This window comes from Microbacterium sp. NPDC003461, assembly GCF_053588335.1.
In genome coordinates this window covers 1-15156 of sequence record NZ_JBSFPT010000001.1, presented here as the reverse complement: position 1 = coordinate 15156, position 15156 = coordinate 1, and the positions used below count along the sequence as shown (strand labels likewise).

The window sequence follows — 15156 nt, the reverse complement described above, 5'->3', positions numbered from 1 at the left end:
TTCAGCAACCGATGGGTGCAGCCTCCCGGTTGCTGAACGGAGCGAGCGGAGCGAGCGCAGATGAAGCGACCTCCGCAACCGATGGGCGCAACCGATGGGTGCAGCCTGCCGGTTGCTGAACGGAGCGAGCGGAGCGAGCGCAGATGAAGCGACCTCCGCAAGTCCCCTCGGGCGGGCGCGCGGCCTACGCGCGGGCGGGGGCGAAGGCGTGCGCCAGGCCCTCGGGCGAGAGCGCGTGCTCGACGGCGAGGATCGCGGCGCCGCGCACGGCGGCCCGCTCGGCGGCGGCCGACTGCACGATCGCGAGGTGCTCGGTGGCCAGCGGGGCGGAGCGGGTGTAGACGATCTCGCGCACCCCGGCGATGAGGTGCTCGCCGACGCGCGACATCGATCCGCCGATCGCGATGACCGAGGGGTTGATGAGGCTCACGGCCGTCGTCAGCACCTCGCCGATGTCGCGCCCCGCCTGCCGCACCGCCTGGATCGCCTCGAGGTTGCCGCTCTTGACGAGCCGCACGACGTCGCCGCCCGTGCGGGCCTCGATGCCCTGCGCGCTCAGGGTGCGGGCCAGCGCGGGACCGGAGGCGAGCGCCTCGAGGCAGCCGCTGTTGCCGCAGCGGCACGGCACGTCCACGTCGCGCGCCGCGCGCACGTGGCCGATGTCGCCCGCGGTGCCCTGCGCGCCGCGCTGCAGCAGGCCGTGTGAGATGATGCCCGCGCCGATGCCCGTGGCCACCTTCACGAACATGAAGTGGTCGTAGCCGGGCCAGGCCAGCGCGCGCTCGCCGAGGGCGCTGATGTTCACGTCGTTGTCGACGAGCACCGGCACGTCGAGGTGCTCGCGCATCCAGCCGGGCACGTCGAAGCGGTCCCAGCCGGGCATGATGGGCGGGTTCACCGGCTGACCCGTCGAGTGCTCCACGGGGCCGGGCAGGCCGATGCCGATCGCGGCGACGTCGGAGCGGCCGCGGCCGATCCGCTCCAGCAGGGTGTCGGCGCCGTCGACCACCCACGCCAGCACGTGCTCGGGCCCGCGGTCGATCGGCAGCGGCTCGGAGTGCTCGTCCAGCAGCTCGCCCGACAGGTCGGCGACGGCGACGGTGGCGTGCGACGCGCCCAGATCGGCGGCGATCACCACCCTCGCGCGGGGGTTGAGGGCGAACTGCGACGGCGGCCGTCCTCCCGTGGAGGCGCCCTCGCCCACGGGGGTGATGAGTCCCAGGCGCATGAGCTCGTCCACCCGGCCCGTGACGGTCGAGCGCGCCAGCCCCGTCGACTTCGCCAGCTCCGCGCGCGTGCGCGGGGCGCCGTCGCGCAGCAGCTGGAACAGCTGCCGGATGTCGGCGCGCCCTGTCGCGGAGTCCGCCATGCTCACTCTCGATCCGTCTCTCGCCCGTGCCGCCACTTTCGACGGAACCGCATCATCCTATGCCCGCGGGTCGGCGGAAGCCCGCGAGGTGCGCCTCACCTGCGCACCGCGAAGCGCTGCTGCAGCAGCACGGCAACGACGATGATGACGCCCTTGGCGACCGCCTGCAGCGAGGACGACATGTTGTTCTGCACGAACACGTTGCTGAGGGTGGCGAAGATGAGCACGCCGAAGACGGTGCCGGTGATGGTGCCGCGGCCGCCGGCCAGCAGGGTGCCGCCGACGACGACGGCGGCGATGGCGTCGAGCTCCATGAGCGTGCCGTGCGTCGAGGTGCCTGCCGTGGTGCGGCCCAGGTACATGAGCGCCGCGATGCCCGCGCACACGCCGGTGATCGCGTAGAGCCACACGGTGTGGCGCTTGACGGGGATGCCGGCCAGGCGCGCGGCCTCGCGGTTGCCGCCGATCGCGACGGTGCGGCGGCCGAACGTCGTGCGGTTGAGCAGCAGCCAGCCGCCGATCGCCACGATCGCGAAGATCCAGATGAGCAGGTCCACGCCCAGCAGGTCGACGTTCATGGCGCGCAGGAAGTCGCGGTCCGAGACGACGAGCGTGCGGTTGCCGGCGAGGATCTCGGCCAGGCCGCGCGCGCCGACGAGCATCGCGAGGGTCGCCATGAAGGCGGCGACCTTGCCGTAGGAGACGACGACGCCGTTGATGAGGCCGGCGCCCAGGCCCACGAGCAGCGCGATGACGACCGTCACGATCCAGTGCGTGCTCTCGACGACGTCCTGCACGACGGCGATCGTCGCCACCACCGAGGCCAGGGCCGTCACGGCGCCGACGGACAGGTCGATGCCGCCGGCGATGATGACGAACGTCATGCCGATGCTCACGACGCCGATGATCGACGCCTGCCGCAGGATGACGAGCGCGTTGTCGAAGGTCATGAAGCTGTCGAACGCGGTCGCGGCGCCCACGGCGACGATGGCCAGCAGCGCGAGGACGAGCCCGAGGTTGCGGCCCATCGCGCCCGAGAAGAGGCGGCGGGCGAGCGGGGGCTGCGCCCGCTCGGCCGAGCGGGGGGCGTCGGTGCGGTTGCCGGCGGGGCCGGTCGTGGTCTGCGCGCTCACGCGGCGGTTCCTTTCATGACGAGATCGAGCACGCCGTGCTCGTCAATCTCGGAGGCGGGCACGGTGGTGAGGACGCGCCCGTCGCCGATGACGAGCACGGTGTCGGCGAGTCCGAGGACCTCCTCGATCTCGCTGGAGACGATCACGATCGCGTTGCCGGCGGCCGCGAGATCGCGGATCAGCCCGTAGATCTCGGCGCGGGCGCCCACGTCGACGCCGCGCGTCGGCTCGTCCAGCAGCAGCACGCGGCTGCCGTGCACGAGCCAGCGGGCCAGCAGGATCTTCTGCTGATTGCCGCCGGAGAGCGCGCGGGCCGGCGCATCCGGATCGGAGGGGCGCAGCTCCATGGCCGCGATCTGCTCGACGGCGATGCGCCGCTCCGCGTCCTCGCGCAGCCAGCCGCCGCGGGCCTCGCGCGCGAACGACGACAGCGTGATGTTGCGGAACACGGGCTCGTCGAGCACGAGCCCCTGCGACTTGCGCTCCTCGGGGCTCAGGCCCATGCCCGCTGCGACGGCCGCGGTGACGGAGCCGCGCGGCAGCGTCTTCCCCGCGACGCGGACGGTGCCGCGGCTGGAGCGGCGGGCGCCGAAGACGGTCTCGAGGATCTCGGAGCGGCCCGATCCGACGAGTCCGGCGAGGCCCACGACCTCGCCCGCCCGCACCGTGAACGAGACGTCGTCGAACTCGCCGTCGAGCCCCAGGCCCTCGACCTCGAGCAGCGCCGGGGACGCCTCGGGCACGGGCGGGCGGATCGGGAAGACGTTCTCGACCGTGCGGCCGGTCATGTGCCGGATGAGGTCGGGCGTGGGGGTGTCGGCGACCGTGAGGTCGCTGGCGGTGGTCGCGCCGTCCTTCAGCACGGTGATCCGGTCGCCGATCTCGCGGATCTCCTCGAGGCGGTGCGTGATGTAGATGACGGCGATGCCCTGGGCGGTGAGCTCGCGGATGACGCCGAAGAGGTTGCGCACCTCGCCCGAGTCGAGCACGGCGGAGGGCTCGTCCATGACGATGAGGCGGATGTCGTGCGAGAGCGCGCGGGCCATGCTCACGATCTGCTTCTCGGCGGCGCTCAGCTCGCGCACCTCGGTGTGCGGCGAGAGCGACGAGTGGCCGAGGCGCGCCAGCAGCGCGCGCGTCTCGCGGGCGGCGTCGGCGCGGCGCAGGAAGCCGCCGCGGGCGAGCTCGTGCCCGAGGAAGATGTTCTCGGCGATCGTGAGGTCGTCGACGACGTCGAGCTCCTGATACATCGTGGCGATGCCGAGCTCGAGCGCCGCCTCGGGCGTGGCGATCGTCGCCGGCTCGCCGTTCCAGCGGATCTCGCCCTCGTCCGGCTGGTGCACGCCGGCGAGCGTCTTGATGAGCGTCGACTTGCCCGCGCCGTTCTGGCCCAGCAGGCAGTGGACCTCGCCGGCGCGCACGTCGAGGTCGACGCCGCGGAGCGCCCGGACGGGCCCGAAGGACTTGGTGACGCCGCGCATCGACAGTAATGACGGCTGGTGGTCATCTTTGATCACGCCGAGAACATAACACGCCGTCCCGCAAAGCGCGAGGGTGCGCTTCGGGCCGAGCGCCCCCGGCGCGGAAGGCTGCTCGTGCGGCCGCGACGCGCGTCAGCGCGCGGAAGAGCACTTCTGACGCGGATCAGACAAAAGCTGTACACGGCGGATCCGACCTGTTACCGTGTCGACGTCGGCGCGGGCGGTCCCGGGGGCTCAGGAGGTTCGCGGCGCACGGCACATCTGCATCACATTCAAGGAGGAATCATGCGGACACTGCGCAAGCGCGCAATGCGGACGGCCGCCTACGGCGCCGCCGCCGTCGCGGCCATCGGCCTGCTGGCCGGCTGCACGAGCGACGGCACGGAGGGCGAGGACCCGGTGAACCAGGGCACGAGCGCCGACGAGAACGCCGAGGAGGGCGACACCGTCGTCATCGGCTGGTCGGGGCCGGAGGCCGATCACGGCTGGCTGGGCGCCATCAACTCGGGCGCCCTCGCCGCCGCCGAGCGGTTCGGCGACGTCGAGCTGCGGCAGGCGGAGGGCACCAACGACGCCACCGCGCAGATCGCCGCCGTCGAGCAGTTCATCAACGACGGCGTGGACGCGATCGTGCTGCTGCCGACCGACGGCGCGGCGCTCACGCAGGTCGCCATCAGCGCGATGGAGGCGGGCATCCCCGTCATCAACGTCGACCGGGAGTTCTCGGATCCGGCCGCCTCGCGCGCGACGATCCTCGGCGACAACTACGGCATGGGCGTGAGCGCGGGCCGCTACATCTGCGAGGAGCTCGGCGGGCAGAGCGACGCCATCATCGGCGAGATCGCCGGCATCGACTCGCTGCCGCTCACGCAGGACCGCTCGCAGGGCTTCTCGGACGGCCTGGAGGAGTGCGGCCTCGAGGTCGGTCCGCGCGTGGCGGCCGACTTCACCGTCGCGGGCGGCGAGACGGCGGCGTCGCAGCTGCTGTCGGCCAACCCCGAGCTCGACGCCGTCTGGAACCACGACGACGACCAGGGCGTGGGCGTGCTCGCGGCCATCGAGTCGGCCGGTCGCGACGAGTTCTTCCTCGTCGGCGGCGCCGGCAGCGTCAACATGATGGATCGGATCGAGGCCGACGACAGCGTCATCAAGGCCACGGTCATCTACCCGTCCACGCAGGCGGCCGACGGCATCGCGCTCGCGCGTCTCGTCGCGCAGGAGAAGACGATGAGCGACCTCATCACGCCCAGCGTGCCGAACCGGATCGTCCTCGACGCGCCGGTCGTGACGAAGGACAACGTCGCCGATTACATCGACCTCGCCTTCGAGTCGTGACGGTGCGCCCCTCCCTCCCGCCCCGCGCGACGGGGGAGGGGCGCCACCCGGCGCGGGGCGGCGCTGATTCGCCCTGCGCCCGCACGACGCGGCGACGAGACGAGGAGGAACGAAGATGAAGGAGACGGGCGCGCTGCGGGTCGCCATGATCGGCTACGGCTTCATGGGGGCCGCGCACTCCCAGGCGTGGCGCACAGCGCCGCGCGTGTACGACCTGCCGAGGGGCGTGGAGCTGGCGGTGATCGTCGGGCGCGACGCCGCGGCGGTCGAGTCCGCCCGGAGCAGATGGGGCTGGGCCGAGGCGGCGACCGACTGGCGGGAGGTCGTCGCGCGCGACGACATCGACGTGGTCGACATCGTCACGCCGGGGCACTCGCACGCCGAGATCGCGATCGCGGCGCTCGAGGCGGGCAAGCACGTGCTGTGCGAGAAGCCGCTGGCCAACACCGTGGCCGAGGCCGAGACCATGGCCCGCGCGGCCGAAGCGGCGCGGGAGCGGGGCGTGCGGGCGATGCTCGGCTTCACCTATCGGCGCGTGCCCGCACTCACGCACGCCCGCGACCTCGTCGCGGCGGGGCGGATCGGCGCGATCCGGCAGGTGCGGGCCTCGTACCGGCAGGACTGGCTCGTCGATCCGAGCGCGCCGCTGTCGTGGCGGCTGCGCAAGGATCAGGCCGGATCGGGCGCGCTGGGCGACATCGGCGCCCACGCCGTCGACCTCGTGCAGTTCGTGACGGGGCAGCGCGTCGAGCGGGTCACGGGGGTGCTCGACACGATCGTGCGGCAGCGCCCGGTCGAGACGGAGCGCGCGGGGATCGCCGGCGTCGGCGGCGACGAGCTGGGCGAGGTTACCGTCGACGACGTGGCGATCTTCACGGGCCGGCTCGACTCCGGCGTGCTCGCGAGCTTCGAGGCGACGCGGTTCGCGACGGGGCGCAAGAACGAGCTGCGCATCGAGGTGTCGGGCGAGCGCGGCGCGATCGCGTTCGACCTCGAGGACCTCAACGTGCTGTGGCTGTACGACCGCACGGCCCCGGAGACCGAGCAGGGCTTCACGCGCATCGTCGTGACCGAGCCCGGCCACCCGTACCTCGAGGGATGGTGGCCCACGGGGCACATGCTCGGGTACGAGCACGGGTTCAGCCACCAGGTGAAGGACCTCGTCGAGGCGATCGCGCGCGGGGCCGACCCCGAGCCGGGCTTCGCCGAGGGGCTGCAGGTGCAGCGGGTGCTCGACGCCGTCGAGCGCAGCGCGGAGAACGACGCGGTGTGGACCGCGGTGGACCAGGACTGAGCGGTCGAGGACGACCGAGAGAGAGGGAGAGGGAGCGATGGCGCGACCGATCACGCTGTTCACCGGCCAGTGGGCCGATCTGCCGTTCGAGGAGGTGGCGCGGCTCGCGGGCGAGTGGGGGTACGACGGCCTCGAGATCGCGTGCTGGGGCGACCACCTCGATCCGAACCGCTGGGACGACGACGCCTACGTGCAGGGGCGGCTCGACATCCTCGAGCGCAACGGCCTGAAGGTGTTCACGATCTCGAATCACCTGAAGGGTCAGGTGGTGTGCGACGACCCGATCGACGAGCGCCACCGCGCCATCGTGTCGGATGAGCTGTGGGGCGACGGCGACCCGGAGGGGGTGCGGCAGCGCGCCGCCGAGGAGCTGAAGAACACCGCGCGCCTGGCCGCCGCGCTCGGCGTGAAGACGGTCACGGGCTTCACCGGCTCGTCCATCTGGAAGTACGTGGCGATGTTCCCGCCCGCCACCGACGAGATGGTCGACGCCGGGTACCGGGACTTCGCCGACCGGTGGAACCCGATCCTCGACGTCTTCGACGAGGTGGGCGTCCGCTTCGCGCACGAGGTGCACCCGTCCGAGATCGCCTACGACTACTGGACCACGAAGCGCGCGCTCGAGGCGATCGGCCACCGCGAGGCGTTCGGACTCAACTGGGACCCCTCCCACATGGTGTGGCAGGACCTCGACCCCGTCGCGTTCCTGTGGGACTTCCAGGACCGGATCTACCACGTGCACTGCAAGGACACGAAGAAGCGCATGACCAACGGGCGCAACGGCCGGCTGTCGTCGCACCTGCCGTGGGCGGACCCGCGCCGCGGCTGGGACTTCATCTCGACCGGCCACGGCGACGTGCCGTGGGAGGACGCCTTCCGCATGCTCAACGCGATCGGCTACGCCGGCCCGCTCTCGGTCGAGTGGGAGGACGCCGGCATGGACCGGCTCGTCGGCGCGCCCGAGGCGCTGGCGTTCGTGCGGCGCATGTCGTCATACGAGCCGTCGGCCGCGGCCTTCGACTCCGCCTTCTCCACGCGCTGATCGCGCGCGGCTTCAGGTGGTCGCTTCATCTCCGCGGCTTCGCCGCTCCGTTCAGCAACCGATGGGTGCGACCGCGCCGGTTGCTGAACGGAGGCCGCGGAGCGGCCGGAGATGAAGTGACCACTGCAACTCCGCCCTTGCGCCATCTCGTATGTGTGTGCGCATATATGAGAGGGCGGTCGGCACGGCCACGCCCTCGTGCTGCGCGACCATCGAGGCGAGCACGGCCGCCATCACGGTCGATGCCGTGGAGGTGCCGAGCGAGCGGGCGAGGGCGTTGATGCCGTTGGAGGCGCCGGTCTCGTCGGCGGGGACCGAGCGCATGATGAGCATCGGCATCGCGGCGAAGCTGAGGCCGATGCCCACGCCGACGATGAGGTTGGCCGTGAACAGGTGCCACACGCTGTCGGACCACAGCAGCAGGTACACGTACGACAGGGCGACGAAGCCGACGCCCGCCGAGAGCATGATCCGCGGTCCGATCGTGCGCTCGAGCCAGCCCGACAGGGGCGAGATGAGCATCATGAGCAGGCCCGACGGCATGACGACGAGCGCGGTCTCGAACACGCCCAGGCCGAAGCCCGACCCCGTCTCGGGCGGCAGTTCGAGCATCTGCGGCAGCGTGACGTTCCACCCGAACAGCGCGAACCCCATGCAGATCGCGGCGAGGTTCGTGAACAGCACCGAAGGGCGCGCCGCGACGCGCAGGTCCAGCAGCGGCTCGCGCGTGCGCAGCTGATACCAGCCCCACACGAGCAGCACCGCGACGCCGCCGATGCCGCACAGCAGCGTGGCGGGCGAGGTCCAGCCCCAGTCCGGCCCGCGCGAGACGGCCAGCAGGATGCCGCTCAGGCCCGCCGTGAGCCCGATCACGCCGGCGACGTCGAACCGCCCGGGTGCGCGCAGCACGCTCGGCGGCACGAACAGGTGCACGAGCGCGTACGCGACGACGCCGAGGCCCCCGGCGATCCAGAACAGCGCGTGCCGGCTCAGGTTCTCGACGACCCAGGCGCTCACGGGCATGCCGACCGAGCCGCCGACGCCCATCGTCGCGCTCATGAGCGCCACGGCCGTGCCGAGCCGCGCCGGCGGCAGCACGTCGCGCATGATCGCGATGCCGAGCGGCACGACGCCCGTGGCCGCGCCCTGCAGGCCGCGGCCGACGATCACGCCGACGATGCCCGGCGCGAGGGCGGCGACGACGGAGCCGGCGATGAGGAAGCCGATGAGGATGAGCACGATGCGCCGCTTGCCGTACATGTCGCCGAGGCGGCCCGAGATGGGCGTGGCGCACGCGGCGACGAGCAGCGTGATCGTGACGACCCAGGCCGTGTCGGGGCGCGGGGCGTCGAGCAGGTGCGGCAGCTCGGACTGGATCGGCACGACGAGCGTGAACATGTAGGCCGAGACGAGTCCCGTGAACGCGAGCGCGAAGACCGTGAGCCACCGGGGTGTGGTGCGGGAGAGCCGCCGTCTCTCGTCCCGTTCCGCCACATCCTTCACCCTAGCCGCGGCCAGGGACACCGGCGCCGGGCGGGGATGTCGGAGGGCCGTGGCAGGCTGAGGGCGTGTCCGAGAAGCGCGCAGATCCCGGGGTCGCGGATCCTGGCCCCGGGACTCCCGGTGGCAGCCCGGAGCGGCCCGCGGTGTTCTTCCGCGACGCCGCGGAGTTCCGCGCCTGGCTCGAGCGGCACCACGACACCGCGCCGGAGCTGTGGATGGAGGTGCGGCGCGCGCACGTGCCGGATCGCGGTCTCACGTGGGCCGACGCCGTGCTCGAGGCGCTGTGCTTCGGCTGGATCGATTCCGTCTCGCAGCCGATCGACGACGACCGGCGGCGGCAGCGGTGGACGCCGCGCAAGCCGCGCAGCATCTGGTCGAAGGTCAACATCGCGCACGTCGAGCGGCTGATGGCGGAGGGACGGATGCACCCGGCCGGCCTGGCGGCCTTCGAGCGCCGGGCTCCCGCCCGCAGCGGCGTCTACTCGCACGAGAACGGCGAGGCCGAGCTCGACCCGCGCCTGCGGGGGATCGTCGAGGCCTCGCCCGCCACGACGGCGTTCCTCGCCGAGGCGGCGCCCGGCTATCGCAAGGCCGTGCGGCACTGGATCATGTCGGCCGCGCAGGAGGCCACGCGCGAGCGGCGCGCCCGCCAGCTCGTGGCCGACAGCGAGGCGGGGCGGCTCGTCCCCCCGCAGCGACCGGGACGCCCTCCGGCGTGGCTGCCGCGTGCCGCGGCGGCCGCCGCGGCGGCGGCATCGGACGGCGCCGAGGCCTCGGGCGGCCGAGACTAGAATCGACGTGCGGCTCCGTGCCGCTCCACGCCGCCCCCAGGCGGCGTCCGATTCTCCTCCCCGACCATTGGAGCCACCGTGGCCGAACAGTCCCGCCTCGACAAGGTGATCAGCCTCGCCCGCCACCGCGGGTTCGTCTTCCAGGCGGGAGAGATCTACGGCGGCTCGCGCTCGGCTTGGGACTACGGCCCCCTCGGCACGGAGCTCAAGGAGAACATCCGCCGCCAGTGGTGGCAGACCTTCGTGCGCGGCCGCGGCGACATGGTCGGCCTCGACTCGTCCATCATCCTGCCGACGAAGGTGTGGGAGGCGTCGGGCCACGTCGCCACGTTCACCGATCCGCTCGTCGAGTGCCTGCAGTGCCACAAGCGCCACCGCGAGGACCACCTGATCGAGGCGTACGAGCAGAAGAAGGGCCGCGCTCCCGAGAACGGCATGGCCGACATCGTCTGCCCCGACTGCGGCACGCGCGGCCAGTGGACCGAGCCCCGCTCGTTCTCGGGCCTCGTGAAGACCTACCTCGGCGTCGTCGACGACGAGTCGGGCCTGTACTACCTGCGCCCCGAGACGGCGCAGGGCATCTTCGTGAACTTCGCCAACGTCGTCACCGCCGCGCGCAAGAAGCCGCCGTTCGGCGTCGGCCAGGTGGGCAAGGCGTTCCGCAACGAGATCACGCCGGGCAACTTCATCTTCCGCACGCGCGAGTTCGAGCAGATGGAGATCGAGTACTTCGTGCCGCCGGCCGAGGCCGCCGAGTGGTTCGAGCACTGGGTCGACGCGTGCTGGGACTGGTTCGTCGACCTCGGCATCGACCCGTCGCACATGCGCAAGCTCGACATCCCCGACGGCGAGCGGGCGCACTACTCCGACCGCACGATCGATGTGGAGTACGACTTCGGCTTCCCCGGCAAGGGCTGGGGCGAGCTGATGGGCGTGGCCAACCGCACCGACTTCGACCTGTCCAACCACATCGAGCACTCCGGCGCGAACCTGTCGTTCTTCGACCAGGCCTCGGGCGAGAAGTACGTGCCCTACGTGATCGAGCCGTCCTTCGGCCTGACCCGCTCGATGATGGCCTTCCTCATCGACGCCTACGCCGAGGAGGAGGTGCCGAACGCGAAGGGCGGCACCGACGTGCGCACGGTGCTCAAGCTCGACCCGCGCCTCGCGCCCGTCAAGGTGGCGGTGCTGCCGCTCAGCCGCAACGAGCGCCTCTCGCCGCTCGCGCGCGAGGTGGCGGACGACCTGCGCGGCACGTGGAACGTCGACTTCGACGACGCGGGCGCCATCGGCCGCCGCTACCGCCGCCAGGACGAGATCGGCACGCCGCTGTGCGTCACGATCGACTTCGACTCGCTCGAGGACCGCGCCGTGACGGTGCGCGACCGCGACACGATGGCGCAGGAGCGGGTGCCGCTGGAGCGCCTCCGGGAATTTCTCACGGAAAGGCTTAGCGGCGCGTAACCGCGTGGGGGTATGATCAGCGCGCGCGGCGCCGACCCGAAAGGCACCGCGTGACCGATCTCCAATCCCTCCCTGGACTGTTCATGCCCGTCGATTCCGTCGCGCCCATCGCGCTCTCGTCCGCCCCCCGCCTGTCCGACATGGTGTTCGATCGCCTCGCCCAGGCGATCGTGCGCGGGGAGTTCGCCCCCGGTGAGGCGCTACGAGACCAGCAGCTCGCCGAGCGTCTCGGCGTCTCGCGCATGCCCGTGCGCGAGGCGATCCAGCGCCTGGAGCGCGCCGGCCTCGTCGAGATGGCCGCGAGCCGCTACACACGCGTCGCGCAGATCACCCCCGAGCGCATCCGCGACACGATGGAGCACGCGGGGTACCTCTACGGCGCGGTGACCCGCATGGCGGTGCTGCGCATGACCGACGCGCAGCGCGCCACCGCCCTCCAGCTGCTCGAGGAGGCGAGCGCGCAGGTCGACGACGCCGAGGCCTTCATCGAGGCCGGCGCGGCCGTCACCGCGCACTTCGTCGCCTGCTGCGGCAACGCCCTGATCGCGCTGCGCGGCGACGTCTTCCACACCCTGCGGTGGGTGATGCGGCACAGCAGCACCCTGCCGACCGCGGTGCCGCCCGAGGTGCGCGAACTGCACCAGCAGCTGATCGGCGCCGTGATCGACCGTGACGGCGACCGCGCCGAGCTGATCATCCGCCGGCGGTACGGCGTCGCCGTCTTCCCTCCCGCCTGAGCAGCCGCGCGTCCGCTCAGGCGATCACGAGGCGCACCGTCGCCGCCGTGAGGCAGGCCCAGCTCAGGCTGGCGAGCGTGCCGATGATGAAGCGCTCGCGCGCCTCCGGTGAGCCGAGCTCGGTGAAGCGCGCGATGCCCTTGATCGCCACGACCACCGCGATCGCCTCGGGGTAGCCGACGATCAGGGCGAGCGCCGAGGCCGTGCGCTCCAGGTACCCGATCGTCACGCCGCCGCGCATCACCTCGGGCGCGCCCTGCCCGCCGCCGCCGGGCGCACGCAGCAGGATGCCGCCGTGCGGTCCCTCGCGCACGCCGTCGTCCGAGGCGAACGCCAGCACGCGGCGGGCGACGGGGTCGCCGCCGAGGACCGCGACGGCCGTGGCCAGCACCGCCAGCGCCGCGACGAGCGCCACAGGCACGGCGAGCGGCACGATCGCGACCGTGAGAAGCGACAGCACGACGAGGATCGCGGCGGCGAGCAGCGGACCCGACGCCGGCCGGCGCCGCCGGACGAGCACGAGCACGAGGGCGGCCGCCATCGCGGTCACGAGGATCGCGCCGATCACGACATCGTGCAGGTCGAGCAGGGCCATGCGGCTCAGTGTGCCACGTGGCTCCGACGCACCCGGGCCCGGCCGCGGCGGGTCACCCGAGCGCGTCGAGCCGCGCCAGCAGCCGGGCGAGTGCGGGCACGGCGGCCTCTTCGGTGCGCAGCGCGGCGGAGCGGACGCGCCTGCTCACCGCGCTCTCGGTGATCCCGAGCCGGCGCGCGATCTCGCGCTGGCTCAGCCCCTCGGCGAGAAGGTCGTGCACCTCCCAGCCCTCGTCGCTGCGGCGATCGCGCAGCTCGACGAGCAGCCGCAGCAGCGCTTCCGCGTCGGCCGCCGCCTCGGGTTCGGCGCCGCGGAGCGCGAGCCGGGTGGGCGAGCCCTTCGCGTCGTCCACGGCCTCGCGCGCGTGCAGGAAAGCGGCGCCGCGCGCGGCGCGCACCACTTCGGGCAGCGGGGTCTCCACGGCGCCCACGCCGATCCCCACGCTCCAGTGCCCGGTGCGGGTGAGCGCGAGGGCGACGGAGAGCGCGACGGCACCGTCGTCCACGAGAGCCTGGATCTCGTCGCCGGCCGTTCGCTCGGCCGGCAACGGCAGCGCGTCGGCGCCAATCCGCCCGATGGCGTCGAGCGCGGCCGGCACGAGGTCGGTGCCCTCCTGGCTGTTGCGCTGATCGGCCGTGACGACGAACATCCGACTCCCTTGCCCTCTGAGGCTCACGTTTGAGCAGTTGAGCCTGCATGCGCAAGTCTGCGATATTGCATCCAGGTACGCAAGTCTCCTGCCGGCATCCGATCCGGCGCGCGGATCAGCGCTGCTGCTTGGCGGCGGCCTTCATCGCCTTCTTGTGCTCGCGCACCTTCGTGAGCGACTCCGGGCTCACGATGTCGGCGACCGAGCGGAACGATCCCTCCTCGCCGTACGGATCCGACGCCTCGCGCCAGCCCTCGCCCGCGAAGCCGCACTGCTTTCCCAGCAGCGCGAGGAAGATCCTCGCCTTCTGGTCGCCGAAGCCGGGAAGCGCCTTGAGTCGCTTGAGCACGGTCGGCCCGTCGGGATCGTCTCGCGTCCACAGCTCGGCGGCATCGCCGCCCCAGTCGTCGACGAGCGCCCGGCACAGGGCCTGCACGCGCCCGGCCATCGAGCCGGGGAAGCGATGCACGGCCGGCGACTGCGCGAACGCCTCGGCGAAGGCGTCGGGGGCGTACGCGGCGATCGCGCCAGCGTCGACGGATCCGATCCGCTGCCGGATCTTCTCGGGCCCCGCGAACGCGGTCTCCATCGCGACCTGCTGGTCACAGCGCGTGCGTTGACCACCTACAGCGGGGTCTGCCTTCATGGCCCGACTCTATCGGCCACGGGAGCGTTGGCCCAGGTGGTCATCGAGCCGCAAGGCAGCGGCAGGGCGTTCGACCCTGACCTAGGGTGTGTCTGACAATTGCCGGGTCCAGGCGATGACGGCGTTGAGGATGACGGCGGCGCGGTAAACGACGGCGAGTTTGTCGTAGCGGGTGGCGAGTCCTCGCCATTGCTTGATGTGGCAGTAGCGGCGTTCGATGACGTTGCGGCCTTTGTAGTCGGCCGCATCGAGCCCGACGGGGCGGCCGCCTCGTGACCCGCGGCGCTTGCGATGCCCTTGCTGATCGGACGGCTCGGGGATCACGGCCTTGATCCCGCGGGCGCGCAGGTGCCCGCGGATCGCGCGGGACGAGTACGCCTTATCGCCCCGGATCGCGTCCGGGCGAGTGCGGGGCCGACCGACCGGACGGGCCACGCGCAGCTGTCCCATCAGCGGCAGGAACATCGGCGAGTCGCCGGCCTGCCCTGCAGTCAGCAGCGCAACCAGCGGCAGCCCGTTGCCGTCGACGAGCTGATGGATCTTCGTCGACAGGCCACCCCTGGAGCGGCCGACCGCGTGATCAAGCGGCTCGACGCGAAGATTCGTGTAATTCGATCCAGCCCCCTGTGAGGCGCTTCGTGTTCGTCGCGTGCTGGTGCGCGCGGGCGATCGTGGAGTCCACCGACAGCGACCAGTCCACCAGCCCCGCCTCGTCCGCGGCGGCGGTGAGCGTGGCCAGCACCTTGTCCCAGGTTCCCTCGACGGCCATGCGGTGATGCCAGGTCCACACCGTCTGCCACGGCCCGAACACCTCCGGCAGATCTCGCCACGCGATCCCGCACCGATACCGGTAGATGATGCCCTCGACCATCAGCCTGGCGTCGGAGAACGGCCGCCCCTTACGCCCCGTGGGACGGGGCAGCATCTCCTCGATCAACGACCACTGGGCATCCGAGAGCATCTGAAACCGCGACACGACCACAGCCTCCCAGCACGCCACCGAACTATTTGTCAGACACGCCCTAGGGCGTGTCTCCCAATAGTCGGACCCAGGTGAGGATGGCGCAGAGGGTGACGCCGGCGCGGTACGTGATGGCGAGTTCGTCGAAGCGGGTCG

At 72.0% G+C, this 15156-nt stretch carries 13 protein-coding genes and 1 pseudogene; 6 read left to right on the top strand and 8 right to left on the bottom strand.

Features of this window, described 5'->3' with window-relative positions:
* Positions 1-184 precede the first annotated feature (184 nt).
* The 3 genes from ACWDR7_RS00070 to ACWDR7_RS00060 all read right to left on the bottom strand — a co-directional run bounded on the left by ACWDR7_RS00070 (position 185) and on the right by ACWDR7_RS00060 (position 3983).
* The gene (locus ACWDR7_RS00070) at positions 185-1369 is read right to left on the bottom strand and encodes an ROK family protein (protein WP_449852903.1); all 1185 of its coding nucleotides are present in this window, start codon (positions 1367-1369) and stop codon (positions 185-187) included.
* Between the two features lie 95 nt (positions 1370-1464).
* Complete coding sequence (locus ACWDR7_RS00065; protein ID WP_449852902.1) at positions 1465-2502, bottom strand: ABC transporter permease; 1038 nt, start codon at positions 2500-2502, stop codon at positions 1465-1467.
* The gene (locus ACWDR7_RS00060; RefSeq protein WP_449853121.1) at positions 2499-3983 is read right to left on the bottom strand and encodes a sugar ABC transporter ATP-binding protein; all 1485 of its coding nucleotides are present in this window, start codon (positions 3981-3983) and stop codon (positions 2499-2501) included. The genes ACWDR7_RS00065 and ACWDR7_RS00060 overlap by 4 nt, the downstream gene beginning before the upstream one ends.
* Before the next feature lie 285 nt (positions 3984-4268).
* On the opposite strand from ACWDR7_RS00060, the gene ACWDR7_RS00055 reads away from it, so the two are divergent.
* From ACWDR7_RS00055 to ACWDR7_RS00045, 3 genes are all read left to right on the top strand, one after another.
* Positions 4269-5318 (top strand): substrate-binding domain-containing protein, encoded by a 1050-nt coding sequence (locus tag ACWDR7_RS00055; RefSeq protein ID WP_449852901.1) that lies wholly within the window; start codon positions 4269-4271, stop codon positions 5316-5318.
* Positions 5319-5463: 145 nt separating this feature from the next.
* Positions 5464-6612: a Gfo/Idh/MocA family protein gene (locus ACWDR7_RS00050; protein ID WP_449853120.1), complete on the top strand. Its 1149-nt coding sequence runs from the start codon at positions 5464-5466 to the stop codon at positions 6610-6612.
* Positions 6613-6649: 37 nt separating this feature from the next.
* A complete protein-coding gene (locus ACWDR7_RS00045; protein ID WP_449852900.1) occupies positions 6650-7654 on the top strand; it encodes a sugar phosphate isomerase/epimerase family protein in 1005 nt (334 codons plus the stop codon).
* Between the two features lie 51 nt (positions 7655-7705).
* On the opposite strand, the gene ACWDR7_RS00040 is transcribed toward ACWDR7_RS00045, so the two are convergent.
* Positions 7706-9148, bottom strand: coding sequence for an MFS transporter (locus tag ACWDR7_RS00040; RefSeq protein WP_449852899.1), 1443 nt, complete (start codon positions 9146-9148; stop codon positions 7706-7708).
* A gap of 74 nt (positions 9149-9222) precedes the next feature.
* Between ACWDR7_RS00040 and ACWDR7_RS00035 the strand changes: the two genes are divergently transcribed.
* From ACWDR7_RS00035 to ACWDR7_RS00025, 3 genes are all read left to right on the top strand, one after another.
* Complete coding sequence (locus ACWDR7_RS00035) at positions 9223-9948, top strand: YdeI/OmpD-associated family protein (protein ID WP_449852898.1); 726 nt, start codon at positions 9223-9225, stop codon at positions 9946-9948.
* A gap of 78 nt (positions 9949-10026) precedes the next feature.
* A complete protein-coding gene (locus tag ACWDR7_RS00030; RefSeq protein ID WP_449852897.1) occupies positions 10027-11412 on the top strand; it encodes a glycine--tRNA ligase in 1386 nt (461 codons plus the stop codon).
* 83 nt (positions 11413-11495) lie between these two features.
* Complete coding sequence (locus ACWDR7_RS00025; protein WP_449852896.1) at positions 11496-12149, top strand: GntR family transcriptional regulator; 654 nt, start codon at positions 11496-11498, stop codon at positions 12147-12149.
* Positions 12150-12165: 16 nt separating this feature from the next.
* Here the strand turns inward: ACWDR7_RS00025 and ACWDR7_RS00020 are convergent, their stop codons facing one another.
* From ACWDR7_RS00020 to ACWDR7_RS00005, 4 genes and pseudogenes are all read right to left on the bottom strand, one after another.
* Positions 12166-12744 (bottom strand): hypothetical protein, encoded by a 579-nt coding sequence (locus ACWDR7_RS00020; protein WP_449852895.1) that lies wholly within the window; start codon positions 12742-12744, stop codon positions 12166-12168.
* Between the two features lie 52 nt (positions 12745-12796).
* A complete protein-coding gene (locus tag ACWDR7_RS00015; RefSeq protein ID WP_449852894.1) occupies positions 12797-13393 on the bottom strand; it encodes a winged helix-turn-helix transcriptional regulator in 597 nt (198 codons plus the stop codon).
* 115 nt (positions 13394-13508) lie between these two features.
* Positions 13509-13997, bottom strand: a pseudogene (locus ACWDR7_RS00010) (HhH-GPD-type base excision DNA repair protein); the annotation flags it as partial.
* Between the two features lie 123 nt (positions 13998-14120).
* A protein-coding gene (locus ACWDR7_RS00005; protein ID WP_449852893.1) for an IS5 family transposase occupies positions 14121-15015 on the bottom strand; the annotation gives its coding sequence in 2 pieces (ribosomal slippage) (positions 14121-14663 and positions 14665-15015; 894 coding nt in all).
* Positions 15016-15156 lie beyond the last annotated feature (141 nt).